Below are 15,623 nucleotides of genomic sequence, written 5' to 3' on the forward strand. Positions count from 1 at the left end.
GCCAGGTGCCCAGCCGCCAATATGCCTCTGCGCACAGCGGGCGTGTGCGCAGAGCGGGCGTGTGCGCCGGATTTCGCCGATACGAAGCCCTTGTGAACGGGTGGGCTTTTCGTTGACAGGCACACAGGCGCTCGATGAGGCTCCTGACCCATGCAGACGCCCGGTGGTCCGACGGCCACGCTTGTGGAGCGCCGCCACGTCGACCTGGTACGTGTCGCGAGCGCCATCTGTCGTCGCGCTGTCTGAACCGACTCCCTTTCGACTCTCTTCGGGTACGTGACGCCGTGGTGCGCCGTGCCCCGCTCAGGAGCGCACTGTGTCCTCGTACGACGATTTTCCCCTGACCCGGCTGTCCCCACCGCCCCCACCGTCCCCGCTGTCCCGGCGGTCCTTCGGCGGTGCTGTCGCCGCAGGCGTCACCGCCGCGGCCGTCGGTGTGTCCGCCGCCGACGCCCAGGCTCAAGTCCCGGAGCGCGAGCAGCCGTTCAGGGCGGCACCGCAGCGACGGGCCAAGCGGCCCAACATTCTCTTCATCCTCGCCGACGATCTCGGCTGGGCCGATCTGTCCTGCTACGGCGCCCCGCACATCAAGACCCCGAACCTTGACCGGCTCGCACGGCAGGGCGTCCGGTTCACGGATGCCTACGCCGGGTCCGCGACCTGCTCGCCGACCCGGTTCAGCTTGTACACGGGGCGCCTGCCCGGACGTACGAAGGGGGGTCTCGCGGAGCCGATCGCGGACAGGTCCGTCGGGCTCGAGCCCACCCACCCCACACTTGCCTCGCTGCTGCGCGACGCGGGTTACGCGACCGCGCTCATCGGCAAGTGGCACTGCGGATATCTGCCGGACTACTCGCCCACGAAGTCCGGCTGGGAGGAGTTCTTCGGGAACTTCGGCGGGGCCCTCGAGTACTACTCGAAGCTGGGGCTCGGTGGGGAGTACGACCTGTACGCGGGGAACGTACGCGAGGGCGATGCCGAGTACAAGGACCTGCGGTACTACACACGCATCCTCACCGAGCGCGCCGGCGAGTACGTCCAGCGCGACCACGGCGGTCGGCCCTGGCTGCTGAACCTCAACTTCACCACTCCGCACTGGCCTTGGACAGCCGAGGGGGACGAGGAGGAGAGCGCCGAGATCGTTCGCAGGATCAAAGCGGGCGCGAAAGGCGCGCTCTGGCATCAGGACGGCGGTTCCGTCGAGAAGTACGCGCAGATGGTGCAGGACCTGGACCGGTCGGTCGGCGTCGTGCTGCACGCCTTGGAGAAGTCCGGCCAGGCGCGGGACACGTTGGTGTTCTTCGCCTCGGACAACGGCGGTGAGCGCTTCTCGTACAACTGGCCCCTGTCGGGCAACAAGGCCTCGCTCCAGGAGGGCGGAATCCGCGTGCCCACCATCGTGCGGTGGCTCGCACGCCTCGACGGCGGGCAGGTCAGCCACGAGCCGGTCTTCACACCGGACTGGACTGCCACGCTTTTGGAGATCGGAGGGGCGCGCCCACACCCGGCTTACACGCTGGACGGGACCAGCCTGGCCCCCTATCTGCTGCGGGGGCGGCAGCCTGCCGAGCGTGACCTGTTCTGGCGTGTGCGCGGGGAGCGCGCGCTGCGGCGCGGGAACTGGAAGTACTACCGGGGCAGGAACGGCCAGGACCAACTGTTCGATCTCTCGCAGGACCAGCGCGAGCAGGCCGACCGGGCCGTGGACGAGCCGAGGCTCCTGGACGAGCTGAAGTCAGCGTGGGAGGAGACGGACAGGGGGTTGCTGGCGTATCCGGCCGGCTGAGGCGGGGGTTTCCGTGGGCTCGGCCCGCGGCTTCCTCGGGAACCTCTTCGGCAGGGCACGTTGACTGAGCTGCTTCCCGGGCAGACGGAGACGAGTACCCGTTGTCGGTGGAAGGAGAGACAGTGCCGCAGGATCCTGCGCTGAGAGCTGTCGGGTGGGCGCGTTCGCTGCCGGTCAGCAGCGGCGTGAAGACGGCACGGGACTGGACGCGTGAGCATCTCGCGAGGCTGGGGTGGGACCGGACCGCGCCGGATCTGCTGGACTCCGTCGTGCTGACCGTCTCCGAGCTGGTCACCAACGCCCATGTACATGCCCGAAGCGACGCCCAGCTCATTCTGACCTGGGACGAGGAATGCCTGCACGTGACGGTGCACGACGCCTCGCCCCTGGTGCCGGAACCACGTCACGCCGGTGAGGAAGCCACCGGTGGCCGGGGAATGCTCCTCATCGACGCCCTCGCCGACGACTGGCAGACCTACCGCTGCCCCCGCGGCAAGGACGTCACAGCCTGCTTCCAGCCGCCCCGGCCTCCGAGGGACGGGCAATGATCGACTCGGACAGCTTTTAGCGCGGGTGCATGAGCCGGCGGCTCTGTGAGGCAGCCTCGGTCGTCCGTTGGAGGTCTCGGGAATCTCCCTGTTCGGCGGCCTCGCCATCGGATACGGCCCGGACACGGAGCGTCGCGTCGGGCGCGAGCAGAGCGAGGACGGGGCGGCCGCCGGAGTCGGTCGCCAGGGACGCCGCGCCGACCACAGCTCCGGGGACGGTGCTCCAGCGCGGGGCACGCCCGGTGCCCAGAGCGGCCACGCTCGTACCACCGTCATCGTCGCGGCCGGCCAGCAGCACTCCGCCGGGTACGAGCCCCAGGGCGAGCGTGCCGTAGCCACGGCTGTCCAGGTCGATCTTCTCGTCGAGCCATGCTCCGCCACCGGCGGGCAAGGTGCGTACGAGCAGACGGGCGGTCCCGGCCTCGCGGAACGCGAGGACCAGCGACCCGTCGGGCCGGGCCAGCGCCGCCGGCGGATCGGCCGGCGCGGGCAGCCCCGTGGGCACGACCGCGAACGGTCCTCCGGGGACGCGCTGCGCCCAGTGGCGAACGGTGTGGTGCCCGGCGCCGAAGACGTGCACGATGCCCCGCGCGTCGGTGACGGCGCTCAGCCCCTCCTGGACTTCGGCGCCACCCAGGTCCGCCCAGTCGCTCCACGTACCGTCGGCGCGCTCGCTGCGGACCGAGACGCCCTTGGCCCAGTCGCGGGCGAACAGCCAGGTGGTGCCGTCGGCGCCGCGGGTCACCACGGGCCCGCCGACCCGGCGGCTGTGCTCGGGGTCGCGGTCGGGTGCGCCGAGCGATACCCAGGCACCGAACGGCCCGCCCCTGCGTGTCTGCTCCGTCGTGACGATCTCACGCCGGTTGTCCGTCGCCCCGGGGCCGAGGGCGGCGATGCGCTCGGCGAACAGTTGCCAGCGGCCGTCCGGCCTCGACGAGGCTGTCAGGCCCGGCACGAGTCCCTTGCCGGGCAGCAGTTCCGGCGCCGTCCACTGTCCGCTGCCGCGGGCGGTCTCCTGCCATGTGGCGGCCTGGCCGTTCAGGACGGCGAACGCCGTGAGCCGCCCGTCGGCGTCCTGCCGCACCTGCGGCGCGGCGGTGGGGTAGCGCAGCGAGGTGCGCTGGAGCCAGCCGGTGCCGTAGGAACGGTCCCGGCCGACGTCGTAGTCACCGCAGCCGCCGAACGCCTTGACGTCGCAGTCCCGTGGAGAGCCTCCGTAGGCGTTGAGCACGTCGGCCTTCTCGCGGACGATCCGCGGGGGCAGGGCCTGCGGCCAGCGCTCGTTGTAGTAGCCGCGGAAGGCGGTCACGGCGTGCGGGGCCCGGTAGCGGTCGAGCGCGGCGTAGGTGAACAGCGCGACAGCGGTGTGGTCGGGGTGGTCCGAGTAGCCGCGCTGGTCGTGGTGGGCGCGGTGCTTGGCGTCGCGGACCTGCATGTCCGGGTCGGGGTCCATGGTGCGAACGAGCGTGGGCCGATAGCTGTCCATGAGGTGGACCAGCGCGTCGATCAGACCGGCGCGGGTGACCTGGTGCGAGGTGCGTACGGGGGAGCCGGTGCCCGCCAGCGTCCGGGTGACCGCGCGGGGGTCCTCCCAGAGATGGCGCAGGTCGAGGTCGGTGATGGCGCTAGGGGCGGCGTAGTGCTGGGACACACCGAGGAAGACCAGACGGATGCCGGGATGCCCGCTCAGGGCGTCCACCTCTATGGAGGTGCCGTCGGGGAGCGCGCTGGCCTGCCTGGTCCAGGGTGCCTTGGTGTCGCCGGTCGCCATCAGCGCGTAGGCCTGGCGCAGGCCCTGACGGCGGGCACCGGCGTAGTCGGTGACGTTCGGCTTGGAGGGCTTGCGGCCGGGGAGCTTGTTGAAGCCCTGGGCTTCGCCGCTGGTCACGTAGACGCTGACGAGCTGGTCATTGGCGTCGATGGACTGCTGGAGGTCGGGGTTCATGAAGTACAGGTCGTCGTCCGGGTGGGCGACGATCTGCATGACCCGGGCACCGCTGGAACCGTCCCGGACTGCCTGGACCGTACCGCGCTGGCGCACCGGCGAGGAGGCGAGCGTCGATGAGGCGGGAGTGCAGGCCGATATCGCCGCGGCAAGGGCTATGAGAGTGGCGACGAAGGCGCGGCGGGCAGGCTGAAGCGGCACAGGAGGTCTTTCGCGGGTCAATGGGCGGGCGGGGCGTACAGGCGGGGCATCGGGCGGGACGCGGGGCGAGCACGCCTTCCGCGACTTCCCGGGGAGATGCGTGCACCGCCACGGTGGTCTGCCCGGGGCGCAGCCCTGCATCGGCCCGTCCCGGGCCGGCGGGGTGGGGGTCGTGCTGACGGGCGGCACCGGGGTGTGAGCGGCACGGCTGACGTTACGAAGAGCGCACGTAGGTATTCCGTCGGCGATGTAACAGTTGTCCGCACATTGCCATGCGAAGTCGTTACGTCGCCTGTGAAGCTCCACGGACAGGGCCCTCCGCCGATGACGGCTTCGTAGGATCTCTGGCATGGCAACACGACTCGTGCAGATCACCATGAAGGCCCAGGACGACTCCGCGCTCGGCCGGTTCTGGGCGGAGGCACTGGGGTGGGGCATGGACAGCGAGGGGCCAGGGGTGACCAACCTCGAACCCGTGGGCTTCGTCTATCCCGATCCCGTGGCGGTCTGCATCGACATCGTGGCCGATCCGGAACCCAAGAAGGTCAAGAACCGGGTGCACCTCGATCTGGCCACCACATCGAGCGCGCACCAGGCGGAGTTGGTGGAACGCCTCAAGAGTCTCGGTGCGACGCCGGCCGACGTGGGTCAGGGTGATGTTCCCTGGACGGTCATGGCCGACCCGGAGGGCAACGAGTTCTGTGTCCTGGAACCCCGTCCGCTGTACCGGGACACCGGGCCGATCGCCGCGGTGGTGGTCGACTGCGCCGACCCGAGGCCCATGGCCCGGTTCTGGGACGGGGCGATGGACTGGACGCTGCACGAGGTGAGCGACGACCAGGCGCGGATGCGTTCCGCCCAAAGCGTCGGCCCCTACCTGGAGTTCATCCGGAACACCGACACCAAGGTTGGGTGGAACCGTGTCCACCTCGACGTCCGCCCCTACGCCGGTGACGACATGGCAGCGGAGGCTGCCCGGCTGCGCGCCTTGGGGGCCACCGACCCCGGTATCGACCAGTCCGCCCTGGCCTGGACGATTCTGGTCGACCCGGAGGGAAACGAGTTCTGCCTGCTTACGCCGCGTTGACGGTGAGGGACAGCTCCGGTCGGCCGGGGGCCGGCCCGTCCGGAGCTGTCCCCGGCGCGACGATCGCGGGCGCGCCGGATCTGCGGTGCGGGCGTGTCAGGTCCCGACGAAACTCAGCAAGGCCAGGGGCGCCGAGGTGGGAGCCGGGGACCCGCCGCTCGGTTCCAGCGTGAGGCCCACGCCGGACGCCTTCTCGACCGGGCCCGACAGCAGGACCGCGTCGGTGGTGTGCGAGGGGTTCATCAAGCCCGCCGGCCGCATCCTGCCCGCGTCGTCGAACCACAACTGGTACACCTTGCCGTCCGGCGGCCGTGGCAGCCCCGAGGCGACGAACACGGCTTGGTTCCTGCTGCGGGCCACGACGAGAGTGCTGGTCCCCCCGCCCTTGAGGCCCGTGGTGACGGTCCGGGCGTCCGGCGCCGCGAGGACCTCGGCCAGCTGCCGGGACTGACGCTGGGCCGTGTCGGCCCGCTGCTCCGCCGTGGTGGCCCGCTCGTGCTGCCACACGGCGACCCCGCCGAGCCCGGCCGCGGCCGCGCAGCACGCGGCCAGCGCCATACGGGACCACAGCGCTGTTCTGCGGCGGCTGCCGCGCGGGACCGCGGGAGCCGGGGTGTGCGGAGGTTCCTGGCGTACCACCGTGATCCGTCGCAGTACGGCCGCCTTGAGGTCGGGGGGTGGGGTGAGCGACATGGCGAGCCCCAGCCGGGCCGCCGTGATGGTGAGTTCACCGACCTCCCGGGTGCACGCCTCGCACGCGTCGAGGTGCCGCTCGAACTCCGTCCTCTCGGCGTCCGAGAGCGCGTTCAGGGCGTACGCGCCGGTCAGTGTGTGCAGATCGGCGAGGCTCATCCGGTCACCCCCAGGCAGTCGCGCAGCCGGATCAGTCCGTCACGCAGTCGGGTCTTGACCGTGCCCAGCGGCACGGTCAGCAGCTCGGCCACTTCCCGGTAGGTCATGCCCCGGTAGTAGGCGAGGGTCACCGACTGCCGCTGCAACTCGGTGAGGGCGCGCAGGCACCGGCGGACCTGTTCGCGCTCCAGGCGGCTCTCCACCTGCTCGCTCACCTCGTCGAAGGCCGGTGTCCGCTCCAGGAGCGCGGCCTTGTGCTCGCGCTCGGTGGCGGCCTGGGCGGACCGCACCCGGTCGACGGCCCGGCGGTGGGCCAGGGTGAGGACCCAGTTCATGACGCCGCCCCGGTCGGGCCGGTAGCGGGCGGCCATCCGCCAGACGTCGACCAGGACTTCCTGGGCGACCTCCTCGGACTGGGCCGGATCGCGTACGACGGCCCGCACCAGGCCCAGCACGGGTCCGCCCACCACGTCGTAGAGGGCGCTGAAGGCGTCCTGGTCCCCCTGCGCGACCCGGCCCAGGAGCCCGGGCAGGCCGGGGCCCGGGGCGGGGGTCCCGCCGATGCGTGCCACTTCTTTCACGCGGTGATCCTCCTGCACATCGATGGCTGCGAGAGTGATTCGGAGCCGGTGCGCTCGTGGATTGGTCCGTCGTGCCCGTCACGCTCCGTCAATCACGAACGTGCGGCAACCCGCTCGGGTGAACGACCAATCCGGCTGTCCGTCGGCTCCGAACAGCAGCCGTGAGGAAAATTCGGAGCATCGGCGTCCGCCTGCCGCTCGCGGCCCTTTCCGGACTGCTCGCCGGCTTCGCGGCACTCGCGGTCGCGGAACTGGTCTCGTCCGCCGTCCGTCCCCAGGCCGGGCCGGTGGTGGCGGTCGGTGGTGCGGCGATCGACCGCACGCCGCCGGCGCTGAAGGACTGGGCCGTCCGCCACTTCGGCACCCAGGACAAGCTCGTGCTCCAGCTCGGGATCGTCGCCGTGCTCGGGGTCCTGGCAGTCGTCCTGGGCGTACTGGCGTTGTGGCACCGCAGGTCCGGAGCGGCGGGCGTCCTGCTGTTCGGTGTGGTCGGTGCGGTGGCCGCGGCCAGCCGCCCCGACTCCACCGGCACGGGCGACGCACTGCCCTCCCTCGTCGGCGCCCTGGCGGGTTGCGGGGTGCTGTACGGGCTGAGCGGCCGTCTGGTGCGCCCGGCACGTCCCGCAGGACCTCCCGCGCCCGGTGAGCGCGGTACGACAGGGGCGGGGGCGGGCTGGGACCGGCGCGGGTTCGTGATCGCGGCGACCGGAGCGGCCGCCGCCTCGGCCGGGGCGGGGCTGCTGGGCCGCGTGTTGAACGGCTCCTACGGGCGGACAGCGGTGGCCTCCCGCGCCAGGACGGTGCTTCCCGCGCCCGCCTCGCCCGCGCGGCGGATCCCGGCCGGCGCGGTGCTGCGCGTGCCGGGCATCAGTACGTTCCTCACTCCCAGCCATGCCTTCTACCGCGTCGACACCGCCCTGGTGGTTCCCAAGGTCGATGCCACGAACTGGCGTCTGAGGATTCACGGGAAAGGCGTCACACGCCCCCTGTCGGTCACCTTCCAGGACCTGCTGGAGCGTCGGCTGATCGAACGCGACATCACGCTCACCTGTGTCTCCAACGAGGTCGGCGGCCCGTACGTCGGCACCGCTCGCTGGACCGGCGTACGCCTGGCAGAGCTGCTCAGGGAAGCCGGGGTCGAGCCGCCCTCCCGGGGAGGACCCGCTGACCAGCTGGTGGCCCGGTCGGTGGACGGCATGACGATCGGCAGCCCGCTGGAGGACATCATGGACGGCCGCGACGCGCTGCTGGCGGTCGGGATGAACGGGCGGCCGCTGCCCTTCGAGCACGGCTTCCCGGTCCGCATGGTGGTGCCCGGCCTCTACGGCTACGTATCGGCGTGCAAATGGATTCGGGACATCGAGCTGACGACCTTCGACGCCTATGACGCGTACTGGGTCAAGCGCTCGTGGGCCCGCCGGGCTCCCATCAAGACGCAGTCCCGCATCGACACCCCCAAGCCCTTCGCGACGCCGAAGCCCGGCCCCGTCATGATCGCCGGTGTCGCCTGGGCCCAGCACCGCGGCATCGGCCGTGTCGAGGTCCGGGTCGACGAGGGTCCCTGGCAGCCGGCTCGGCTCGCCGCCCAGGACAGCACCGACACCTGGCGCCAGTGGTCCCTGCCCTGGCAGGCGCCGCCCGGCAGCCACACCCTGACCGTCCGCGCCACCGACCGCAGCGGACAGACCCAGACCGAACAGCGGACCTCGACCGTTCCCGACGGCGCCAGCGGCTGGCACTCCGTCGTGGTGGACGTCGGCTGAACAGCCCCGAACGCCCGGACACCCCAGACCACCCGGACCATCCGAACACCCGGACCATCCGAACACCCCAGACCACCCGAACCCGCCGGACCGTCCGGCAACGTCACCTCTCCTACAGGAGCAGCAACCATGAGCACGTTTCGTATCCGCCGCGCCGCCGTCGTCGTGGCCGCCGCCGCAGTCCTGCCTCTCACCCTGAGCGCCTGCGACGACGACAAGAAGGACAGCGGTTCCTCCGCGGCCCCGTCGTCCGCCGCGTCCGAGCAGTCTCCGTCCCAGGGCTCCGACGAGGCGCCCACGGCGGGCAAGCCGTTCGGCACGGCGTGCGCCTCGGTGCCGAAGGAGGGCGCCGGCTCGTTCGACGGGATGGCGCAGGACCCGGTGGCCACGGCCGCCTCGCACAACCCGGCGCTTTCCACGCTGGTGGCGGCGGTGAAGCAGGCGGGGCTGGTCGACACCCTCAACAACGCCCAGAACATCACGGTGTTCGCACCGACCAACGACGCCTTCGCGAAGATCCCGAAGGCCGACCTCGACAAGGTCCTCAACGACAAGGCGACCCTGACCAGGATCCTCACGTACCACGTGGTGGGCCGGCGGCTCGCCCCCGAGCAGTTGGAGAACGGCTCCTTCGACACCCTGGCCAAGAGCAAGCTCACCACCACGGGGTCGGGAACCACCTACAAGGTGAACGACAGCGCCGAAGTCGTCTGCGGCAACGTCCCCACGGCCAACGCCACCGTGTACATCATCGACACCGTCCTGATGCCCAAGTAACCGTGCGGGCCACGAACGGGAGCCCCGCCGGAGCGTGTTTTCGCGGGAGGTGAATGGCGGCGGCGATCTTGGGCACAAGGCGATGTGTGTAGAGCTGTGAAAGCCGTGACGAGGGAGATGTCTCATGCTGATGGCGCATCCGGTGGTCCTGAACAACCTGGTCGAGCAGTACCTGACGCTGCGTGCCCTGCATGCGGAGGACGGTACGGAGGCCGCACGCCAGCGGATGAATGACGTCGCGTACAGCTTGTGCATCGCGACCGGGACGCGGGACATCGACGCCGCCCTCATCGCCGCCCGCCACCACCTGCCCGGAGCCCGGCCGAGCGACGACTCCCTGCTCGCCGCCTGAGCCGGCCTCCGCGCCGTCCAGCGCGCCGGTCACCCCGGACAGTCACTGGCCGCGGTGTGAACGCGCATCGAGGGCCTTCGCCACCCGGTGGAGGCCCTCAGACGTGTGCCGCCGCGCCCTCTTCCCTCCGGTTGTCCCGGGACAGCACCAGGACCGCGTCGCCAGTTCGCGGCACCGGCTGGTGTGACGGCGGAGCATGGCCGGGTGGAGCGGAAACCCGTTGGTGGACCGCGGGGGTCTCTGCTACTTTGCCGGAGGCCGTGCGAGAGAACGAGGAGGTGGTACCCGTGAACGCAGTATCGACGTGGGTGCTCTCCTCCGGGGTCACGGTCGGGCGATAGGTCGTCCGGGAGCGCCGTCCTGCACTCCCGAAAGGCACGACCATGCCCATGCACTTCACTTCCGAACAGCGCTTCGACGACGGTGTCCTGGAGCGCACGTTCACCCTTGGTGAGATCCCCGGCATCCTGTGGACGCCTGCGTCCGCCACCGTATCCGCACCGGCGCCGCTGATCCTCCTCGGTCACCCCCCGCTGGGACTCGACAAGATGTACCCCCGGCTGGTGGCCCGGGCCCGGCAGGCCGCGGCGGACGGTTTCGCCTCGGCCACCATCGAACTGCCCGGAAGCGGTGACCGGCCCCGCTGGCCCGCTCTCGATCAGGCCCGCGCGGACCTGCGCCGGGCCACGCAGGCCGGGGAGCCGGTCGGCGAGGAGATCGTGGACCGGCTCGTCCTCCCGCTGGTCGAGAGGGCGGTCCCGGAATGGCGGACCGCCCTGGACGCCCTGCTGTCGCTGCCGAGAATCGGCGGCCCGGTCGGCTACTCGGGAGGAGTGATCTCCATCGGGATCCGGCTGGCGGTGGCCGAGCCGCGCATCACGGCCGCCGTGCTGTTCGCCGGGAGCCTCGTGCCGCGCGCCGTGTTCGACGAGGCCCGGCAGGTGACCATCCCGCTGCACGTCCTGCTGCAGTGGGACGACGAAGGCAACGACCGGCAGGCCGCCCTTGACCTGTTCGACGCCCTCGGCTCCAAGGAGAAGACCCTGCACGCCAATCTGGGCGGCCACAGCGGCGTCCCGCAGTTCGCGGGGGACGCCGCAGCCCAGTTCCTGGTCCGGCACCTGAAGTAAGGCCGGGCGGGCGGCCCGCCCGGCAGAAGGCGGGCCGTGTGAGGAAGCGGCTCACGGAGAGTCGTTCTTTGCCTTCCGCGCCGTCCGAGCTGCGGGCCCCTGCCCATCCGGCAGGGGCCCGCACCGCTGCGGGGCGGCGGCCCGCGTCAAGTGCCGGACAAGTCGGTGGAGTGCGTGTGGCCTGCCCTGTTACGGTTCGGGGGCCGGCCGCGGGACTTCAGTGCGACTTCCGGAACCTGCCTGTAAAGCAATGATTCGCTGCTCGTGCTCCCATTCCCCGGCCGGCGTCAGCACTCCTGGGGGAAGGATGCGGATGGACTCGGAATCGTACGGGGACCTCGTCGCAGCCGATGATGTGCTGCTCTTCGTCAACGCGGCGATCACCTCCACCGGCCAGCGTGAGTTCCACAGCGATGCGGACCGGCAGCGGCTGTCCCTGGACTTTCTCCATGCGTACATGCTGGGGAACTACCGCGACCTGTACAGCGGGGTCCTTGCGCTCGACATCAACGACCACAATGCCGTCCTGATCATCCGAGGGCTGCTGGAGGCCCCGGCTGAGGCCACGGCCGACCAGCGCCGCAACGAGGGCCGCCTGATCGCATCGCGTCTTGCGCGGATGCCGCCCCAACGCGTGTACGGACTGTTCGACGCCCTGCGCCGGGCCAAGGTGAACAACCGGCGCACCCGCGCGATCATGCGTGACTGGCTCTCCGCACGCCAGGACCTGGCGTTCGACGCCGTGAAGTATCGCGGCAGCCTCAAGCGAGCCCTTCGCCATGCGCACCTGCCCCCTGTCACCGAAGAGCTGGGGACGTTCATGTTCGCGCCGTTGGCCCGCGCGCACTATGCGACACCCCTGTTGGAGACGTGGCGCCGTGCTCACTACGAGCAGTCCGCCCTGTATGAGCTGCCCTACACGGTCGCCGAGGGCTTCGCCGCCAAGCACGGCATCCCCCGGAACGTCTTCCTGGAGCGCATAGCTCCGCGTATGACGCGCCTGGAGACCTTGCGGCTGCGGGAGTCCGCGCGCGCTCGCGGGATCACCGGAGTGCAAGCGGATCTGGCGGGGATGCCGCTGACCCGCTTGACGACGTATGTGCTGTCGCTGCCTCTTGAGGAGCGTGGGCGTCGGCGCGCCGAGCTGACTCGCGCTCTGGAGTCGGCCGCCGCCCGGGTGGCGGGCTCCCACCGGGGGAGCTGGGGCAAGGTCACCGCCGTCCTGGACGACAGCTTCTCCGCCTTCGGATCGGTGCACAAGCGTCGTCGGCCGCTGGCAGTGGCCCTGGCCTGCCACTACCTGCTCGCGGCTCTTGCCGATGACTACATCGCGCTGTGGACGTCCGGGCGGGCGGATGCGCTGCTGACCTACCCGTACGGTCCGTCGCCGGTGGGACGACGCATCCTGGACGCACTGGACACCGCCCCGAGCCGGTTGGTGATCGTCTCCGACGGGTGGGACAACGCGCCTCCCGGCCTGGCCGCCGAGGTGCTGCGCATCTGGCGGACCCGGCTCGATTCCGAGCGCCACACCAGCATCGTGCATCTCAACCCCGTCTACGACGCCGCCGACTTCGACGTGCGCCGGCTGTCCCCGACGGTGCCCACCGCGGGCATCCGTGACGCCGAGGACCTTCCCGCCCTTGTGGAACTGGCCCAGTTCGCGGAAGGCCGTACCGGTCTGGCCGAACTGACCGCGTACATGGACACCCGCGCGGCCCGTATGACGCAGGCACACCTCCAGGAGCGGGCGCGATGACCACCTTGGACCTGACCGGGCTGACCCCTCGCCCTTCCCAGGTGTGGAATGCCGTGCGACTGGTGCCGCTCGTGCGTGAGGAGCCCGTCCACGGCCTGCGTCTGGCCGCGCAGCTCTACGGCGATGGGGCCGGAGTGGTGGACCTCGGCCCGCGCCAGAGCTATACGTCCTACATTCCGCACGGATTCGTCGCCTCGTGGACCGAGGACGGCACGCCCGCGGCCGCCTACGGCACCCATCTGTCCGCCGACGGCAAAGCGGCCCCCGCCGCCACCATGGACCTTCGCTTCCACCACCGGACGGCCCGCCGCCAGGCCAGGGACCGGCTGCGGTTCCTGCCCCTGCACCTGGCGCTGGAAGGCTATCTGGCCCTGCATTTCGGCGGCCCGTCCGTGGCCTGGGAGGAGTGGTCACAGCGCGCGATCCGCCAAGGACTCTCGCCGCGCGTCGAGGAGGCCTACGTGGGAGGTGAAGTACGCGGGCTCGCGGACGCCCTGCGTGTCTTCGAGATCCACCCCGACCAGTGCGGTGTGCTGCTCTACGTCGCCGACGCGCCGGCCGCCGCGTTCGTGGTCCCGCACCCGGACGACTACCGTGCGCTCCACGCCACGCTCGTGCAGGATCTGTACGGTGAACTGATCCACCACTACGCCACGCTGATGCCGCCGGTGGGGGACTTCCGGGCCCGTATCCCCGACGCGCGGATCCGCTCCCTGGCCCACCTGCGCACGGCCGTCGCCGAACAGGAGCGGGCCTGGACGCACTTCCACGACACGACCATGGCCGTCGGTTTGCTGGAGTCCGCGTACACCTGGCAGACGGTCTACCGGATGGGAGGTTTTGCGCTTTCCCGCTTCCTGCCGGAGTTCCGCCCCAAGCAGGAGAACCACATCGGCGAGGCCATCACCGACGACAGCGGCAGGATCGCCTACCTCAAGAGCTTCCGCCTGTCGGAGACCCAGGTCCGGCGGGGCCACCTGCTGAGCGTACTCGCCGCCCACGACTGGCACCTGGCGGACGCGGCGGTGGACCTGGGTGTCGATGAGCCCCAGCTGGGCCTGCGCCTGGAATCCGCCGGCTTCGGTTTCCTGCTTCGCCAGGACGTGCTGGACGGATACCGCAAGCAAGCACGAACCCGTACGGAACGAACCCGTACGGGACGAGCGCGGCGTGATTGACGGCTTCGGCGTGCTGGGAGGGATGGCACGCCGGTGACCGGTGGTGAAGCCCGGGCCGTGACCGGTGGTGATGTCGCCCGGGCCGACGACCTGGTTCAGTGCTCGCAGAGGGAGAATTCTCGTTCGTAGAGCTGCTCGTTGTGTTCGTCGACAAAGAACTTGCGTTCCCGCATGAGCTGTTCGCGGTAGTGCTTCGCCTGTTCGAGCGTCATGGTCGACGTGTCGGACCACGGCTGCTGCGGCGGTACATCGGATGTGGAGACGATGCTCTCCGACGGGTCTACCAGGAAGAACGCCAGGATCTTGCGGTGACCCGGGCGGGTGGCGTCCTTGAGGCGGAACGCGCCGACGCGATGTTGCAGGATGTTCGGGAACGCCAGGCAGCGGCCCTGTGGAGTCGATGCCGATCCCAGTATCTGGTTCAGCGAGTCTTCGTCCTCCAGACCGTAGACCTCACGCAGACCGTTGTCGTCGTTCTGCTCGTAGCTGGGATCGTCGAGGGCCGCCCGGAAGCTCAGCCGGCTCTCGGTGATGTTCTCGCTGTCCCAGTAGTAGATGCCGGTCGAAACGATCCGCTCGTTCAGCATCCCCTCGACGTGCCAGGAACCGCCGGCGTACTCCGGCTTGTCCGGGGTGAGATGAATGGTGGCGAGCTTGACGATGACCTGGAGGCGGCGGCCGCGCAGGTCGACGCGGGCGGATGCGTCGGGCGAGGGGGGCGCGGTGAAGGCCGGGGCGTCCGGAACGACCGGCTGGCGATCCTCCCACCAGTCCTCATAGGCCTGCTCCCACGCGTCACGGGCTTCCGCGTAGGCATCGTTGTCACTGTAGGAGGACCTGACCGGACACTCCGGCTCCGAGTCGTACCACCCGTAGGGATCGGCCTCGATCCGCACGGGCCGTGGATGGCGCAGATCGGTGAGTACGTTCTCCAGCAGCGGGCGCATGCGCGCGAGCAAGTCCGGCAGGACGGATGCGAGTTCGCGGTGGTCCTCGGGGTGGACGTTGTTGACGTACGAACGGAAGGTGGCCTCGCCGTCGTCGCTGATGTCGACGTCCGTGGGCAGCCACTGGAACTGCTCAGAGAACTCGTACTTCGAAAACTGGTTTGTCGGGTTCCGCCAAGCCCGCTCGGGCCCGCCGCTCGCCTCCCTCACCAGGCAGAACAGTGAGGGATGCACCAGATCCAGTACCTGGCCGTCGGATCCGGGATGCCAGTCCCGCTCCGCTTCGGGGACCTCTTCCAGAACCTGAACAGCCTCACACAGCCGGGACCGGAGCTTGTCGTCGATCAAGGTGTCCGACTGCCACACCCCGTCGACGGCGGACACCTCGATACCCGTCCGCTCGTCCCGCAGCGCGGCGTAATGCGCGAGTTCCTCCAACACGTACCGCACTTGTGCTTCGGTCAGGCCCTGGGCGACCGCTTCTTGCGTCCACCGGGCGACGATGTCGGCATCGTGCATCTTCTTGAACCACCCGGGCTTTGCCCGGATGTGCGCGCTGCACTCCATCATCTGCAGTTCCCTCAGCGTCCGAGGGGTCGCGAATGACAGGGAACGGGATGCGTTGAAGGGCAGCGGGAAAGCAGACAGGCCGGTCAATTCTCAGGTCCTCCCAGTTGGCGTGCGGTGGCCGGAAGGATACTTCAGCGGACTGACATC

General features: G+C 70.2%; 14 protein-coding genes. 10 read left to right on the top strand and 4 right to left on the bottom strand.

The window, feature by feature from the left end; translation table 11 throughout:
* The first annotated feature begins 150 nt into the window (after positions 1–150).
* The 3 genes from ACZ4MU_RS09275 (at position 151) to ACZ4MU_RS09285 (ending at position 2,334) form a co-directional block, all read left to right on the top strand.
* On the top strand, positions 151–246 hold the full coding sequence (locus ACZ4MU_RS09275) for a putative leader peptide (RefSeq protein WP_467873019.1): 96 nt from the start codon (positions 151–153) through the stop codon (positions 244–246).
* 70 nt (positions 247–316) lie between these two features.
* Positions 317–1,786, top strand: a complete 1,470-nt coding sequence (locus tag ACZ4MU_RS09280) for a sulfatase family protein (protein WP_467873022.1) — start codon at positions 317–319, stop codon at positions 1,784–1,786.
* Positions 1,787–1,908: 122 nt separating this feature from the next.
* Entirely contained in the window at positions 1,909–2,334 is a 426-nt protein-coding gene (locus ACZ4MU_RS09285; RefSeq protein WP_467873024.1) for an ATP-binding protein, read from the top strand.
* A gap of 16 nt (positions 2,335–2,350) precedes the next feature.
* Here the strand turns inward: ACZ4MU_RS09285 and ACZ4MU_RS09290 are convergent, their stop codons facing one another.
* Complete coding sequence (locus tag ACZ4MU_RS09290; RefSeq protein WP_467873027.1) at positions 2,351–4,480, bottom strand: PIG-L family deacetylase; 2,130 nt, start codon at positions 4,478–4,480, stop codon at positions 2,351–2,353.
* 349 nt (positions 4,481–4,829) lie between these two features.
* Between ACZ4MU_RS09290 and ACZ4MU_RS09295 the strand changes: the two genes are divergently transcribed.
* On the top strand, positions 4,830–5,567 hold the full coding sequence (locus ACZ4MU_RS09295; protein WP_467873030.1) for a VOC family protein: 738 nt from the start codon (positions 4,830–4,832) through the stop codon (positions 5,565–5,567).
* Between the two features lie 96 nt (positions 5,568–5,663).
* On the opposite strand, the gene ACZ4MU_RS09300 is transcribed toward ACZ4MU_RS09295, so the two are convergent.
* Positions 5,664–6,419, bottom strand: coding sequence for an anti-sigma factor (locus ACZ4MU_RS09300; protein ID WP_467873033.1), 756 nt, complete (start codon positions 6,417–6,419; stop codon positions 5,664–5,666).
* Complete coding sequence (locus tag ACZ4MU_RS09305; RefSeq protein WP_467873035.1) at positions 6,416–7,000, bottom strand: sigma-70 family RNA polymerase sigma factor; 585 nt, start codon at positions 6,998–7,000, stop codon at positions 6,416–6,418. The genes ACZ4MU_RS09300 and ACZ4MU_RS09305 overlap by 4 nt, the downstream gene beginning before the upstream one ends.
* Before the next feature lie 161 nt (positions 7,001–7,161).
* Between ACZ4MU_RS09305 and ACZ4MU_RS09310 the strand changes: the two genes are divergently transcribed.
* From ACZ4MU_RS09310 to ACZ4MU_RS09335, 6 genes are all read left to right on the top strand, one after another.
* Positions 7,162–8,763, top strand: coding sequence for a molybdopterin-dependent oxidoreductase (locus ACZ4MU_RS09310; RefSeq protein WP_467873037.1), 1,602 nt, complete (start codon positions 7,162–7,164; stop codon positions 8,761–8,763).
* 129 nt (positions 8,764–8,892) lie between these two features.
* A complete protein-coding gene (locus tag ACZ4MU_RS09315; protein WP_467873040.1) occupies positions 8,893–9,540 on the top strand; it encodes a fasciclin domain-containing protein in 648 nt (215 codons plus the stop codon).
* A 124-nt stretch (positions 9,541–9,664) separates the two neighbouring features.
* Positions 9,665–9,892: a DUF5133 domain-containing protein gene (locus ACZ4MU_RS09320; RefSeq protein ID WP_467873042.1), complete on the top strand. Its 228-nt coding sequence runs from the start codon at positions 9,665–9,667 to the stop codon at positions 9,890–9,892.
* Positions 9,893–10,281: 389 nt separating this feature from the next.
* Entirely contained in the window at positions 10,282–11,022 is a 741-nt protein-coding gene (locus ACZ4MU_RS09325) for a dienelactone hydrolase family protein (RefSeq protein WP_467873045.1), read from the top strand.
* A gap of 307 nt (positions 11,023–11,329) precedes the next feature.
* Entirely contained in the window at positions 11,330–12,781 is a 1,452-nt protein-coding gene (locus ACZ4MU_RS09330; protein ID WP_467873047.1) for a hypothetical protein, read from the top strand.
* On the top strand, positions 12,778–13,959 hold the full coding sequence (locus ACZ4MU_RS09335) for an ARPP-2 domain-containing protein (RefSeq protein WP_467873050.1): 1,182 nt from the start codon (positions 12,778–12,780) through the stop codon (positions 13,957–13,959). Before ACZ4MU_RS09330 ends, ACZ4MU_RS09335 begins: the two co-directional genes overlap by 4 nt.
* Positions 13,960–14,054: 95 nt before the next feature.
* Here the strand turns inward: ACZ4MU_RS09335 and ACZ4MU_RS09340 are convergent, their stop codons facing one another.
* Entirely contained in the window at positions 14,055–15,563 is a 1,509-nt protein-coding gene (locus tag ACZ4MU_RS09340) for a DUF4246 domain-containing protein (RefSeq protein ID WP_467873052.1), read from the bottom strand.
* Between the last annotated feature and the right edge of the window lie 60 nt (positions 15,564–15,623).

Source organism: Streptomyces sp. NPDC026377 (genome assembly GCF_055567715.1).